At 60.7% G+C, this 13,331-nt stretch carries 12 protein-coding genes; 8 read left to right on the top strand and 4 right to left on the bottom strand.

Annotation, left to right across the window (positions count from 1 at the left end):
* The first annotated feature begins 26 nt into the window (after window positions 1–26).
* Window positions 27–1,043 carry a lipid A deacylase LpxR family protein gene (locus tag AC0L8G_RS03395; protein ID WP_473386798.1) on the top strand — a complete coding sequence of 339 codons (1,017 nt, stop codon included), beginning with the start codon at window positions 27–29 and terminating at the stop codon, window positions 1,041–1,043.
* 2 nt (window positions 1,044–1,045) lie between these two features.
* Here AC0L8G_RS03395 and AC0L8G_RS03390 read toward each other — a convergent pair whose 3' ends face one another.
* Complete coding sequence (locus AC0L8G_RS03390) at window positions 1,046–2,053, bottom strand: 2-hydroxyacid dehydrogenase (protein ID WP_473386796.1); 1,008 nt, start codon at window positions 2,051–2,053, stop codon at window positions 1,046–1,048.
* A gap of 147 nt (window positions 2,054–2,200) precedes the next feature.
* Here AC0L8G_RS03390 and AC0L8G_RS03385 point away from each other — a divergent pair, with 147 nt between their 5' ends.
* From AC0L8G_RS03385 to AC0L8G_RS03360, 6 genes are all read left to right on the top strand, one after another.
* Window positions 2,201–2,842 carry an SH3 domain-containing protein gene (locus tag AC0L8G_RS03385; protein WP_473386795.1) on the top strand — a complete coding sequence of 214 codons (642 nt, stop codon included), beginning with the start codon at window positions 2,201–2,203 and terminating at the stop codon, window positions 2,840–2,842.
* A gap of 203 nt (window positions 2,843–3,045) precedes the next feature.
* On the top strand, window positions 3,046–3,579 hold the full coding sequence (fabA, locus tag AC0L8G_RS03380; protein WP_473386793.1) for a bifunctional 3-hydroxydecanoyl-ACP dehydratase/trans-2-decenoyl-ACP isomerase: 534 nt from the start codon (window positions 3,046–3,048) through the stop codon (window positions 3,577–3,579).
* Window positions 3,580–3,622: 43 nt separating this feature from the next.
* On the top strand, window positions 3,623–4,837 hold the full coding sequence (gene fabB / locus AC0L8G_RS03375; protein WP_473386791.1) for a beta-ketoacyl-ACP synthase I: 1,215 nt from the start codon (window positions 3,623–3,625) through the stop codon (window positions 4,835–4,837).
* 3 nt (window positions 4,838–4,840) lie between these two features.
* A complete protein-coding gene (locus AC0L8G_RS03370) occupies window positions 4,841–5,029 on the top strand; it encodes a hypothetical protein (protein ID WP_473386789.1) in 189 nt (62 codons plus the stop codon).
* Between the two features lie 28 nt (window positions 5,030–5,057).
* On the top strand, window positions 5,058–5,870 hold the full coding sequence (locus AC0L8G_RS03365; RefSeq protein ID WP_473386787.1) for an enoyl-ACP reductase FabI: 813 nt from the start codon (window positions 5,058–5,060) through the stop codon (window positions 5,868–5,870).
* Window positions 5,867–6,289, top strand: coding sequence for a cupin domain-containing protein (locus AC0L8G_RS03360; protein ID WP_473386783.1), 423 nt, complete (start codon window positions 5,867–5,869; stop codon window positions 6,287–6,289). Before AC0L8G_RS03365 ends, AC0L8G_RS03360 begins: the two co-directional genes overlap by 4 nt.
* A gap of 1 nt (window position 6,290) precedes the next feature.
* Here the strand turns inward: AC0L8G_RS03360 and AC0L8G_RS03355 are convergent, their stop codons facing one another.
* Together AC0L8G_RS03355 and AC0L8G_RS03350 are read right to left on the bottom strand one after the other, a co-directional pair.
* Window positions 6,291–7,397, bottom strand: coding sequence for a fatty acid desaturase (locus tag AC0L8G_RS03355; RefSeq protein WP_473386780.1), 1,107 nt, complete (start codon window positions 7,395–7,397; stop codon window positions 6,291–6,293).
* A gap of 74 nt (window positions 7,398–7,471) precedes the next feature.
* Complete coding sequence (locus AC0L8G_RS03350; protein ID WP_473386777.1) at window positions 7,472–9,376, bottom strand: DUF885 domain-containing protein; 1,905 nt, start codon at window positions 9,374–9,376, stop codon at window positions 7,472–7,474.
* Between the two features lie 336 nt (window positions 9,377–9,712).
* Here AC0L8G_RS03350 and AC0L8G_RS03345 point away from each other — a divergent pair, with 336 nt between their 5' ends.
* Window positions 9,713–11,068, top strand: coding sequence for a hypothetical protein (locus AC0L8G_RS03345; RefSeq protein ID WP_473386775.1), 1,356 nt, complete (start codon window positions 9,713–9,715; stop codon window positions 11,066–11,068).
* Between the two features lie 53 nt (window positions 11,069–11,121).
* Here AC0L8G_RS03345 and pnp read toward each other — a convergent pair whose 3' ends face one another.
* On the bottom strand, window positions 11,122–13,239 hold the full coding sequence (gene pnp, locus AC0L8G_RS03340) for a polyribonucleotide nucleotidyltransferase (protein ID WP_473386774.1): 2,118 nt from the start codon (window positions 13,237–13,239) through the stop codon (window positions 11,122–11,124).
* Window positions 13,240–13,331 lie beyond the last annotated feature (92 nt).

The following is a 13,331-nucleotide window of genomic DNA, read 5'->3' as shown; positions in this document are numbered from 1 at the left end:
GCTTACACGATCCTTCCGGAGACCTCATGCGACACAACGCTGGCTTGGCGGCCTTGTCGACCTGCATCCTCGCGTTCTTCCCGACGCTCCTGCTCGCGCAGGACGAGGAGAGCGCGCGGCTTGTCGATGACAGCGCCACCTGGTCATTCGTATGGGAAAACGACTATTTCGCCAATACCGACCGCAATTACACCAATGGCTTGCGGATATCCTATCTGTCCGGGCTGAAGAAGCCGAAAGGCGTCTCCAGCATCCTCGCCTATGACATTCTCGGCGCCGATGCGGATGCCGGCATTCGCCGCGGTTTCGCCATCGGACATTCGATTTTCACGCCGGAAGACATCGCCGCAACCACGCCTTTGCCGGATCAGCATCCTTATGCGGGCTGGCTCTATGGCGAATATTCCGTCGTCGTCCAGCAGCGCCGTCATGTGCATCAGATCACGCTGCAGGCCGGCGTTGTCGGCCCCGCCGCGCAAGGCGAATGGGTGCAGAATAACTGGCACCGCGTGATAAACGGCGATCCGGTTTTGGGCTGGGACAACCAGATCCGCAATGAGGCGGGATTTGTGCTGTCCTATGACCGCCAGTTCCGGTCGGTGCGCGATTTTGGCGATTCCGGTTTCGGCGCGGATATCACGCCAAATGTGGGCGTTTCCGTCGGCAATGTGGACACCCGCGCGCGCGGCGGACTGACCCTGCGCATCGGCAATGATCTGCGTAATGATTATGGGCCGGTGCGCGTGCGCCCGGCGCTGGCCGGCGCCGGATTTTTCTCGCCGGTCGACGAGTTCAGCTGGTATCTGTTTCTCGGCGTCAATGGCAGCGCCGTCGCGCACAACATCTTTCTTGACGGCAGCCTGTTTCGCGACGGCGACCCAAGCGTCGATAAAAAAATCTTCGTCGGCGAAGTGCAGGCCGGCCTCGCGGTGCAGTTCCGCCGTGTACAGATCGCTTACACCTTCGTGACCCGCACACGGGAATTCGACATGCAAAACGGCGCGCAGCAATTCGGCGCGGTCAGCATCTCCACCAAGTTTTAAAACTAGCCCGCTTTGGGCAAGCGGCCGTCATCAAGGCCGAGGATCACCCGGTCCGGCGGCTTATGGCCGTCAGCGAACATCTTGATATTGATGATCATCCGCTCGCCCATTTCCATGCGGCTTTCCACCGTCGCCGACGCCATATGCGGCAGCAGCACCACATTCGGCGCTTTCAGCAGCTTTTCACTGGGCGCGCCGCGCTCATAGACATCGAGGCCGGCGCCGGCGAGACGGCCTTCCTCGATCATGCTGGCGAGCGCTTCTTCATCGACGATTTCGCCGCGCGAGACATTCACCACATAGGCTTGCGGCTGCAGCAATTCGAGACGCCGCCGCGACAGCAAATGAAACGTCGCCGGCGTATGCGGACAATTGATCGATACAATGTCGACCCGCGCCAGCATCTGATCGAGGCTTTCCCAATAGGTCGCGTCGAGTTCGTCTTCGATATGCGGATTGATCGGCGAGCGATTGTGATAGTGGATCGACAGGCCGAAAGCGCGGGCGCGCCGGGCGATCGCCTCGCCGACGCGGCCGAGCCCGATAATGCCGAGCTTCTTTCCGCGCACCCGGTGACCAAGCATCCATGTGGGCGACCAGCCGTGAAATTCTCCGGTCTCAAGCGCGCGCACGCCTTCGACAAGACGGCGCGGCACCGCAAGGATCAGCGCCATCGCCATATCGGCGGCGTCTTCGGCAAGCACGGAGGGCGTATTGGTGACAGTGATGCCGCGCGCATTGGCGGCGGCGACATCGATATGGTCTGTCCCGGCGCCGAAATTGGCGATCAGCTTCAGCCTGTCGCCCGCCGCTTCGAAAAACGCCGCATCGAGTTTATCGCCCAGCGTCGGCGCCAGAACATCCGCTTCGCGGGCGCGCTCAAGCAAGGCCGTGCGCGACAGCGGCGCGTCGCCATCATACAGCACCGTGTCGAAGAGATCGCGCAGCCGCGCCTCCACCGGCGCGGGCAGCTTGCGGGTCAGCACGACTTTCACGCTTTTTCCGCTCATCGGGCGCACTCCTGCGCGTAAATTACCGCCACGCCGCTTGCGCCGCCGCGCGAAACAGAAAATGAGCCCGTGGTTAACTCAAGATTAACGGCTTTGGCGTTGATTAAGGGTATATTCATCATTCGACAAATTTTTGAGCGTCTCCGCATGCCGCGTAACCGATCCGTATTGTACTTCAACCTGACGCTATGTCTCTATTTGACCGGAGCCGCCCCGGCGGCGCAAGCCGCCAATAGCGTGGTGACGGCGCTAGCCGCCAATAGCGTGATCGCCGCGCAAGCCGTCAATAGCGCAAGCGCCGCGCAAGCCGCTGGCGACAAGGACCGGGGGCAAATGGCCATACGCCTTGATACGCCATCCGGCCTGCCTGTGCCGCGTCTGGTTTCGTTGAAATCGGAAACCACTTTTTGCCGGGCGGGACCTAGCTTCGCCCATCCGGTTCGCCTGACCTTCATGCGCCAGGGTCTGCCGGTATTGATTGTCGCCGAAACCCGCGATCACTGGCGGAAAATCCGCGATGTTGAGGGCGATGAGTGCTGGACCCACAAATCCAAGCTTTCCGGCGCGGAGACCGCGCTGGTGCTGGAAGACGGGCTCGCCCTGCGGGCCAAGCCGGATGTCCGCGCCCCGGCGCGGGCGCGCCTCGGCCGCGGCGTCATCGCCCGGGTGGAGAGCGAAAAAAGCGGCTGGCTGCGGGTTTCCGCCGACGGGATGAAGGGCTGGGCCCGCGCTTCCGCGTTTTGGGGCTCGCGGGCCGAGGCCCCCTTGCCGGCCGCCTCGCGCCCCTGACCCGCAGCGATGGCGCCCGGGATCGCCTCCCGCGTGCATCAAACTGGCGATAAGAGCCAAATTCTTGACAGTAACGGCGTCAAAGGGGGCTGCTTCAGGGAATGTTGCAACGCATAATTGACCCTGTGCATGGCCGCCTTTACCAAGCGGTCTACTCGCGCGACAATCCGCTCGCGCGGTCGACTTACAACCCCTAAGGACGCATGAGCGAACAGAAAAACAGTTACAGCCGCGAGGAGCTCCTCGAGTGCGGCTATCACGGTCTGCGGGGCCCGGGCACAGCCCAGCTCCCGGTGCCTCCGATGCTGATGTTTGACCGGGTCACGGTGATCACGGGAGACGGCGGCGCGTATAATAAGGGCCGCATTGAAGCTGAACTCGATATCAATCCGGATCTGTGGTTCTTCGGCTGCCATTTCCCGAATGACCCGGTGATGCCGGGCTGTCTCGGTCTTGATGCGCTCTGGCAACTTGTCGGCTTCTTTCTTACATGGTCGGGACATCCGGGCCATGGACGGGCGCTGGGCGCCAAGGACGTGCGGTTTTCCGGCATGGTCACGCCGGAGGCCAAACGGGTCACCTATGAGATCGATGTGCGCCGGATGATGGCGCGGCCGCTGATTCTCGGCATTGCCGACGGCGCGGTAAAAGTCGACGGTCGCCAGATCTATGCGGCGAAGGACCTTCGGGTTGGATTGTTCTCCCGCGAGCAGCTTGAAGCGGGCGTGTCGCTTTAGCAAAAGCGGCGCAGCGTTTTCGCGAGATGACGAAAGGATATTTATGCGGCGCGTAGTCATTACCGGTATGGGGGTTGTCGCTTCCATCGGCGCCAATGTTGAGGAAGTCAAAGCATCTCTCATGGAGGGACGCTCGGGCATTGCTCATGATCCGAGCTTCGCCGAGCACGGCTTCAAGTGCCAGGTGTCGGCGCGGCCATCAGTGAAAATCGAAGAGGTTCTTGACCGCCGCACCCGCCGTTTCATGGGCGAAGGCGCGGGCTGGAACTATCTCGCCATGAAGGAAGCGCTGGAGCAATCCGGCCTTACCGATGACCAGGTCAGCCATCCGATGACCGGCATCATCATGGGCTCCGGCGGGCCGTCGACAAAGGCCATCGTCGAAGCCGCCGACATCACGCGCGCCACCGGCGCCACCAAGAAAATCGGCCCGACCGTCGTGCCGAAAGCCATGGCGTCGACCAATTCCGCCACGCTCGCCGTGCCGTTCAAGATTTTGGGCGTCAATTATTCAATCTCTTCAGCCTGCGCGACATCGGTGCATTGCATCGGCGCGGCGGCGGAACAGATCATGTGGGGCAAGCAGGACATCGTCTTCGCCGGCGGCGGCGAGGAACTCGACTGGACGCTCGCCAATATTTTCGACGCCATGGGCGCCATGTCGACCGGACACAACGACCATCCCGCAACCGCCAGCCGCGCCTATGACAAAGACCGCGACGGCTTCGTCATCGCCGGCGGCGCGGCGACTGTCGTGCTCGAAGAATATGAGCATGCGAAAAAACGCGGCGCCAATATTCTCGGCGAGATCGTCGGCTATTTCGCCAATTCCGACGGCTATGACATGGTGCAGCTTTCCGGCGAAGGCGCAGTGCGCTGCATGCGCGGCGCGCTGGAGACGGTTCGCCAGTCCATCGATTATGTGAACCCGCACGGCACCTCGACCCCGGTGGGCGATCAGAAAGAGACGCAAGCGATCCGCGAAGTGTTCGGCTCGGAAATTCCGCCCTTCTCCTCGACCAAATCGCTGACCGGCCACTCGCTCGGCGCGGTCGGCGCGCAGGAGCTGGTCTATGGGCTGATCATGATGCGCGACAAATTTCTCGCCGCCTCAGCGCATATTGAAAATATCGATCCGGAATTCGCTGACCTGCCGGTCATTCGCGAACGCGTCGATAATGCGAAAATCGACACTTTCCTCACCAACAGCTTCGGCTTTGGCGGCACCAATGGCTGCCTCGTGGTCTCACGGGTCTAGGGCGTGAACGAACAGATGATCGGCGCGGGATTTGTGGCTGCGGTGATCGCAAGCCTCGGCCTGTGGTGGTTTCGTCTGATTCTGCCCGTAGTGCGAAAGCAACCGCAAGCGACGCGCTTCGGCGTTTACGCATTTGTCTGGCTCGCCTATTTCATTCTCACCATCATGGTGATCAATCTCCGCGGCGCGTAAGCCCCGCGCCAGTAAGGGACGACACATTATGAGCGCCGAAACCACCTTTCCGAAGGGCGATCTGATGAAGGGCAAGCGCGGCCTGATCATGGGCGTCGCTAATAAAAACTCCATCGCCTGGGGCATCGCGCAGCAATTGGCGGCGCAGGGCGCGGAGATCGCCTTTTCCTATGTTCCCGCCATGGAAGGCCGGGTGCGCCAGCTTGCAGACTCAATCGGCGTTGAATTTCTCGTTCAGGCCGACGTGATGAGCGACGAAGACATGGATAAGGCCTTCGCCGAAATCAAAGACAAATGGGGCAAGATCGACTTTCTGGTGCACGCCATCGCCTTCACCGACAAGGAAGCGCTGAAAGGCTCTTTCGTTGAAAACACCACGCGCCAGAATTTCAAGGACACGATGGATGTGTCGGCGTTTTCTTTTGTCGATGCAGCGCGCCGCTCGGCTGAGATCATGCCTGATGGCGGCTCGATGATCACCCTCACCTATCTCGGCTCTGAACGCATCGTGCCGAATTACAATGTCATGGGCGTCGCCAAGGCCGCGCTTGAAGCCTCCATGCGCTATGTGGCGCGCGATCTCGGGCCGAAAGGCATTCGCGTCAACGCAATCTCCGCCGGGCCGATGAAAACGCTGGCCATGGCCGGCATCACCGGCGGTCGCCAGTTGATGTCCACGGGCCGCGAATGGTCGCTGCTGAAAGAAGACACCTCGATGGAAGGCGTCGCGGGTTCCGCGCTCTATCTTCTGTCCGATCTCGGCTTTTCCTGCGCCGGGGAAGTGCTGCATGTGGATGCGGGCTTCCACGCCGTCGCCGTGCCGGACGTCGCCGGCGCGTGACCGCTGACGAAATCATCGCCAAGCTGAAGCTTGCGCCCCACCCAGAGGGCGGCTGGTTCAAAGAGACTTGGCGCGCGGATGCGAAAGACGGTGAGCGCGCTAGCGGCACCGCGATCTATTACCTCCTGAAAGCCGGAGAGCGATCCCACTGGCACCGCGTCGATGCGACCGAAATCTGGCATTATTACGCCGGCGCGCCCTTGCAGCTTTCACTGTCCGAAGACGGAAAGACAGCGCGTGACGTCGTCCTCGGTCCCGATCTCGCCAGCAACCAGGCGCCGCAAATCGCGCTCGCGCCGTTCTGCTGGCAGGCGGCCCAAAGCCTCGGGGACTGGACGCTGGTCGGCTGCACCGTGTCGCCGGGATTTGAATTTTCAGGCTTTGAAATGGCCCCGAAGGGCTGGGCGCCGGGCGCGTAGTTTATTCCGCCGCGAGCGCCGCCGGCTCGCGACGTTCGCTCAACGCCGGGCCGGTGGCGTTTCCGTCGAAATCCGTCCACTGATGATTTTCATAATCATATAGCTTGCAGGCGCGCAGGATGCGGAAATAGTCGCGGAAAGAAAACTCATAGGCCGTCACCGCATCGCCATAATGGGCGCGCAGTAATTTTCCGGCCTTGTCGAGATGATAGATCGGGATGGTGGACAGCGCGTGATGGGCGGTGTGCTCCATCACATTGTAATAAAGCCCGAGCCATTTCAGCGAGGGGATTTCAAGATGCGTCGTGCCTTCGATGCAGGACTGATAAAACGACCATTCTTCCGGCTTGTCGAACCAGTGACCGTCTTCATGGGCGTGGTGCAGATAGAAACTGAACGAAGCGAGGAAGTTCCAGACGATCATCGGCACAACCCAGGCGATAGCAAAGATCGCCAGCAGGCTGCGCTCGGGCTGCCAGAATTTTCCAAGCATCAAGATCGCCGCGATGATCGCGCCATGGCCAACAACCACCAGCACGGAATCCCAGAAATAACGCTTCCACTGCGCGCGCACTTCCGGCGCGACAGGCAGGATCTGTTTCGGAAGCCAGATGCTCAGCGGATAGTTGAAAAACTGTCCCGGCAATCCGCGATTAAGCCGCTCGACAAACCGGCGTAGCGGCGAGGCGGCGCGATATTCCGCCAGCGACATGGGCGTCCAGACATAATCGACGCCTTTGAAATTGGTCTTGCCGTGATGAAAGCGATTATGCCCCGCCTCCCACAGGCTCGCCGAATGAGCCGACGGCAGAAACGCGATGCGCCCCATAATCTGGTTGGCGCGCAGCGGCGGGAAATAGCATTTGTGCACGCAGTCATGGCCGATGATGAAAAGCAGGCCGAGACAAAAGCCATTGGCGATTCCGGCGAGCAAATTCACCGCAAGCGGGAACGGCCCGATGGCGAGATAGAGCGTTGCGAAATAGGCGGCGAAATGCACCAGCGCGATCTGCGCGCCTTTCGACCAGGACGGCGTTTCCACCATCTTGCGGTCTTCCTCGCTCAGCCATTCATAGGGACGGCCGGTCTGTTGCGTGCTCGTGGCCACTGGCGCCCTCGCTTTTTCCACAAGAGAGATTAGCGGTTAGGACGTCGCAATCAAGATGGCGCGTCGCCACGCCGCTATTCGCCGGTCTTTTCCTTGATCCAGCGGTTGATTTTGCGCTCCAGCACAGGGAGCGGCATGGCCCCGGTCATCAGCACTTCGTCATGGAATTCGCGGATGTCGAAATCCGGCCCGAGCGCTTCTTCAGCGCGCTGGCGCAATTCGTTGATCTTCATCATGCCGAGCTTGTAGGAGCAGGCCTGTCCCGGCCAGACCGCATAGCGCTCCACCTCGCGGGTCACCTGATCGCGCGTATCGCCTGTGATCCCCTGCATATAGTCGATCGCCTGTTCGCGGGACCATTGCTTGTGGTGCAGTCCCGTATCGACAACCAGCCGCGCGGCGCGGAACAATTCCGATTGCAGCCTGCCGAGATCGCCCAGCGGATCGTCCGCATAGAGCGCCATTTCCGCCGCGAGCTGTTCGGCGTAAAGCGCCCAGCCTTCGGAAAATTCCGAATAGCCCAACATGTTGCGAATAACCGGAAGCCCCGCCGAACGCTCCAGCGAGCGCATGAAATGATGGCCCGGCGCCGCCTCGTGATAGGTCAGCGTCTTCAGCATGTGCTTCGGCCAGTCGGCGGTGTTTTTCAGATTGATCCAGTAAATGCCGGGCCGCGACCCATCGAGCGGCGCCGCAGAATAATATCCGCCCGGCGAGGAATCCTGTTCATAGACCGGAATGCGCCGCACTTCGACCGGCTGGCTGGGCAGCGTGCCGAACCAGTCGCCCGAGCGCGCCATGACGTCAGTGATCTGATCATTAAGATCGGCCAGCAATTCTTCACGCCCTGCATCATCATTGGCGTAGCGCATGCCGGGGCGCTGGCCGATGGCGGCGAAGCGTTCCGCGACGGAGCCTTGCGACAGACCTTGCGCCTTCAGGATCGCATCCATCTCAGCGGAAATCCTCTCCACTTCCGCAAGGCCGAGATCATGGACTTCATCGGGGGTCATGCCGCCCGCGCCATAGGCCGAAAGCGCATGGGCGTAGAACGCCGCACCCTCATCGCCGAGGCGCCAGATGCCCGCATCGGGCCCGGCCTGCACTTTGAGATTTTCCAGCGCCGCCGCCAGCCGCGCATAGGCGGGATAAACATTCTGTTCGACCTGCGACACGGCGCGGGCCGCCAGATCGGCGCGCTCATCCGCGGACAAACCCTCAACCGCCTCAAGCCTTGCGGCAAAGCTTTTCGCCAGCGGGTTTTCCGCCGGCGGCGCGGCGGTGAAACCGGCGATTGAATTCAGCGCGCCCTCAATCGCAAAGGCCGGCGGCGTCACCAGCAATGCCGCATCGCCGCTGACGGTCTCCACCGTTTCGTCAAAGGCGCGGCTGAATTCCCCGAGCCGCGAAATATAATCCTCCGCATCCTGATAGCTTTCGATCGGATGCTGCGTGAGCATCAGGCGCGGCAGGAAAAGATGCGGGCCGGAAAGCTGCGTCACCAGATAGGGACTGGCCGAGGCGAAGGGCGCGCCGCCGCCGAAGGAAAACTGGTTGCGCCTGGCGCCGGTCTGATAGGCGTCGCGCAACACGTCATAGGTAACCAGCGCCTGGCCCGTCAGCGCATCGCGGTCGAGGCTGCGGATCTCCTGCAGGAAGTCCTCGTTCAGCGACCGCACTCGTTCATTCGCTTCAAAGCCATAACCGCCAAGGCGCGCCGCAAACCCCTCGCCCGCCATATCGGCGCCGACGCCGAGCAAGGTCGCAAATTCCGGCGCGGCGGCGAGCACTTCGCGCGCATGGCGGTCGGCCATCGCCGCAAGCTGTTCATTGGCGGAAAGCGGCGCGGCTTCCGCCGGCGCTTCTTGTTGCTGGGCGCCGGTCTTGGGCGTCTCGCCGCCGCGCTCGCCACAGGAGACCAGCATCGCCGAAGCGGCGAGAGCCGATGTCACGAGAATTACTTGCCGGAAATCACGCATGCTCAATTCCCCTTCAAATGAGCCAAGCAGGTCGCAGTGTAGCCCCGCCCCGTCCTTCGCCATAGCCTTGCAGCAACTATCGCCGGTTAAAAAAAGAAAACCGGCGCCGGTTTGCCACAGAAGCCGCTTTTATTCATTTCGGCAATCAATTCAAGCGCTTACTAACTGCATCCGGTTTCCCCGCTCTGCCGGTCTGAAAACCCCGAACGAACATAGCGCCGCCTCTTCCAGATCATGACAGCCCGCCCCGCAGCAGCGCGGCGCCGAATTGACCTTTTGCCGCCACAAAGGAAGGATAGCCACACGAGCATCACTAGTAATCGTGAAGGGGGAAAGATGACTTCACACCGGAAAATGACCGCCCGCCTGCTGGCGGGGTCCGCGCTTGCGCTCCTTGTCGGAGCGGCGACAGCGCCCGCCGCTTATGCGGAAGAAAACGCGGATGATAATTACGACCAGCCGCTTCGGCTTATGAAGGCGAAACTCAAACAGAAATTTCCGAACCGCCCCGCGGTGATCGTCACCTCTTCCGACGGCCAAACCTTCACGGATGCGCGCCTGCGTCTCGGGAACCTGTCACCCTGGCGCATGTCGGCGGAATATAAATGCCCCAGCGGGGGATACACGCCCAACGGAAACTACATGCTGGCGCCGGCGCAGTTGAAAGAGCTCCGGTTTGAAGGAAGCTGGTTTCAGGAACTGGAGGAGACCCAGGGCTTGCTCGATTCCAATAGCGGCGAAGTGGACCTGTTTTACTGGAACGACGCATCGCAATCGCAGCAAGCGGAAATCACTGAAATCGCGCTGAACGCCTGCAACAACAAAGCCAGCCAGCTACGGGCCGCAAGTCCCGGCATGAGCGCAAAAACCGCGATGAGCCAAGTCGGCACGATCTATCCGTTCCGCAGCGCAGACCGGCGCTTCATGACCGGCGTCGGCGCAAAGCTGAAAGGCAAATGCCTCGCCGGCAGATATGAGCGCAATACGAGCAACCCCGGCATCTATGATAATTTTTCCGGATTTGAATCTTCAGATACGGGCGAGCTTTCTGTCAGTCTTGAGCTGCCGGTCAATTGCAGCGCCAAGGTGACGCCGCCCGAACCGGCCTCCGCCAGCCTGACCGCCGGCTTCACCATCACCGCCGTCGCCCTGGAGGCGCAGCCAAAGCTAGTCGCCGGGGTTTGTCCGCGTACGGTGAAATTCAACGGCCGGATTTCCGGGCAAGGCGCGGGCACGGTGCGCTATCGCATTCGCGGCAGTGACGGAAGCTTGAGCCCGATCCGCTCGGTGCGGGTCCGCTCCGGGCTGGAGCCGGGCGACATTGCGTTCAAGCACACATTTGGCGAAGACAGCACGGGCGGTCTGACAACGCCGCCGCCGGGCTCTTCCGACGCGCCGCGCGGGCTCTCCATTCAAGGCCCGCGTCCGGACCCGTCAGGCCCCGCCTTTGAAACCACGGCGCCGCCGCCTTCGGATCCGCCTTCCAGAGCGGGCGCGAGCTCGCTCGCCGGCGCCAAGGCCGAGGGAGAGCATTCAGGCTGGTACCGGATTGAAATCGTGTCGCCGCAAAGCGCTGTCTCCAAGTCGGACGAGGCGAATTACAAGGTGATCTGTCAGGAGCCGGAGCCGGGCCTTTCCGCCACGCCGCCTTCGGAACCGCCATCGGAAAGATCATTCCGCAGCAACAACTAGAACAAAAAAAGGGGACCGAAACGGTCCCCTTTTTTCTTCGATTACATGAACGCTTATTCGCTGCGTTCGATTTCCTTGCCAGTTTCCTGATCGACGATTTTCATCGACAGGCGAACCTTGCCGCGGTCGTCAAAGCCGAGAAGCTTCACAAAGACTTCATCGCCTTCCTTGACCACATCCGTGGTTTTTTCCGGACGGCCGTCAGACAGCTGAGAAATATGCACCAGCCCGTCGCGCGCGCCGAAGAAATTCACAAAGGCGCCGAAGTCCATCGTTTTCACGACCTTGCCTTTGTAGATCTCGCCAACTTCCGGCTCGGCGACAATGGAGTGAATCCATTTATACGCCGCGTCGATTTTCTCTTTGTCGCTGGAGGCGATCTTGATCAGGCCCTCATCATCGACATTGATCTTGGCGCCGGTCTCTTCAACGATCTGACGGATAACCTTGCCGCCTGAACCGATGACATCGCGGATTTTGTCTTTCGGGATCTGCATGGTTTCGATCCGCGGCGCATAATCGCCGAGGTCAGCGCGGGAGCTGTCGAGCGCTTTCGACATTTCGCCGAGAATGTGCATGCGGCCGTCTTTGGCCTGATCGAGGGCGACCTGCATGATCTCCTCGGTGATGCCGGCGATCTTGATGTCCATCTGCAACGATGTGACGCCCTGATCGGTGCCGGCGACTTTGAAGTCCATGTCGCCAAGGTGATCTTCATCGCCGAGAATGTCGGACAGAACCGCAAAGCGTTCGCCCTCAAGGATGAGGCCCATGGCGATGCCCGCCACCGGACGCTTGATCGGCACGCCGCCATCCATCATCGCCAGCGAACCGCCGCAAACCGTCGCCATGGACGACGAGCCGTTCGACTCGGTGATTTCCGACACAAGACGGATCACATAAGGGAATTCTTCCTGGCTCGGAATAACCGCTTTCAAAGCGCGCCATGCGAGCTTGCCGTGGCCGATTTCGCGGCGGCCGGTAAAGCCCATGCGGCCCACTTCGCCGACCGAATATGGCGGGAAGTTATAATGCAGCAGGAATTGTTCTTTGTAGGTGCCGGCCAGCGCGTCGATGAACTGCTCATCTTCGCCGGTGCCGAGCGTGGCGACGACCATCGCCTGGGTTTCGCCGCGCGTAAACAGCGACGAGCCATGGGTGCGCGGCAGGATGCCGGCTTCGGCGACAATCGGGCGAACCGTTTTGGTGTCGCGTCCGTCAATACGGCTGCCCGTATCGAGAATGCCGTTGCGGACGATGTCTGCTTCGATCGACTTGAACAATCCGCCGACAACGGATTTCGACAAGGCGTTCTCGTCTTCTTCGCCGCAGAAAGCTTCAATCGCCTTGGCTTTCGCCGCGTTGATTTTCTCAACCCGGTCCTGCTTGACGGTCGTTTTATAGGCTTCACGCAGATCGGATTCGACCAGTGCGCGAATTTTGCCTTCATGTTCGGAATGGTCAGCCGGGGTGAAGTCCCAGGCGTCTTTCGCGGATTCTTCGGCGAAATCGATGATCAGGCCGATGGCTTCTTTCGCTGCTTTGTGACCAAAGGCGACAGAGCCGAGCATGACTTCCTCGGAAAGCTCCTTGGCTTCCGATTCCACCATCATCACGGCGTCGGACGTGCCGGCCATGACCAGATCGAGCTGGGTTTCCGGCATCTCGTCGATGGTCGGGTTCAGCACATATTCGCCATTGATGTAGCCGACGCGCGCTGCGCCAATCGGGCCCATGAACGGCACGCCGGAAATCGTCAGCGCTGCGGAGACCGCAATCATCGCCACGACATCGGGATCGTTTTCAAGATCATGGCTCAGCACCTGCGCCACGACGAGCACTTCGTTTTTGAAGCCTTTGACGAAAAGCGGGCGAACCGGACGGTCGATAAGACGCGAGGTCAGCGTTTCTTTTTCAGTCGGGCGCGCTTCGCGTTTGAAATATCCGCCCGGCACGCGGCCAGCGGCGTAATAACGCTCTTGATAATGCACAGTAAGCGGAAAGAAATCGAAATTCGGGTTCGGTTCTTTCGCAGCGGTGACAGCGGCAAGCACAGTCGTGTCGCCATAAGTGGCGAGTACGGCGCCATCGGCCTGGCGTGCAATGCGTCCTGTTTCCAGGGTCAGCGTGCGGCCGCCCCATTCAATCGATTTTTTCGTGATATTAAACATGTTTTCTTTTCTCTTCTCGTAATGCGCCTTACGCGGATCGCAAGACGCCGTGGATATGAAGCCGAAAGCAATTGCGCCGCCCGTCTGGGGCG

It is taken from the genome of Hyphococcus sp. D3-15, assembly GCF_055809375.1.
The sequence above is the reverse complement of the archived record's forward strand: the minus strand, read 5'-3'. Positions and strand labels throughout refer to the sequence as shown.

Bases quoted from the DNA above. Each gene is read 5' to 3' on its own strand.
- AC0L8G_RS03350 (WP_473386777.1), bottom strand. From the start codon at position 9,376: ATGCGTGATTTCCGGCAAGTAATTCTCGTGACATCGGCTCTCGCCGCT.
- pnp (WP_473386774.1), bottom strand. From the start codon at position 13,239: ATGTTTAATATCACGAAAAAATCGATTGAATGGGGCGGCCGCACGCTG.
- AC0L8G_RS03345 (WP_473386775.1), top strand. From the start codon at position 9,713: ATGACTTCACACCGGAAAATGACCGCCCGCCTGCTGGCGGGGTCCGCG.
- fabA (WP_473386793.1), top strand. From the start codon at position 3,046: ATGAGCGAACAGAAAAACAGTTACAGCCGCGAGGAGCTCCTCGAGTGC.
- fabB (WP_473386791.1), top strand. From the start codon at position 3,623: ATGCGGCGCGTAGTCATTACCGGTATGGGGGTTGTCGCTTCCATCGGC.
- AC0L8G_RS03365 (WP_473386787.1), top strand. From the start codon at position 5,058: ATGAGCGCCGAAACCACCTTTCCGAAGGGCGATCTGATGAAGGGCAAG.
- AC0L8G_RS03395 (WP_473386798.1), top strand. From the start codon at position 27: ATGCGACACAACGCTGGCTTGGCGGCCTTGTCGACCTGCATCCTCGCG.
- AC0L8G_RS03385 (WP_473386795.1), top strand. From the start codon at position 2,201: ATGCCGCGTAACCGATCCGTATTGTACTTCAACCTGACGCTATGTCTC.
- AC0L8G_RS03390 (WP_473386796.1), bottom strand. From the start codon at position 2,053: ATGAGCGGAAAAAGCGTGAAAGTCGTGCTGACCCGCAAGCTGCCCGCG.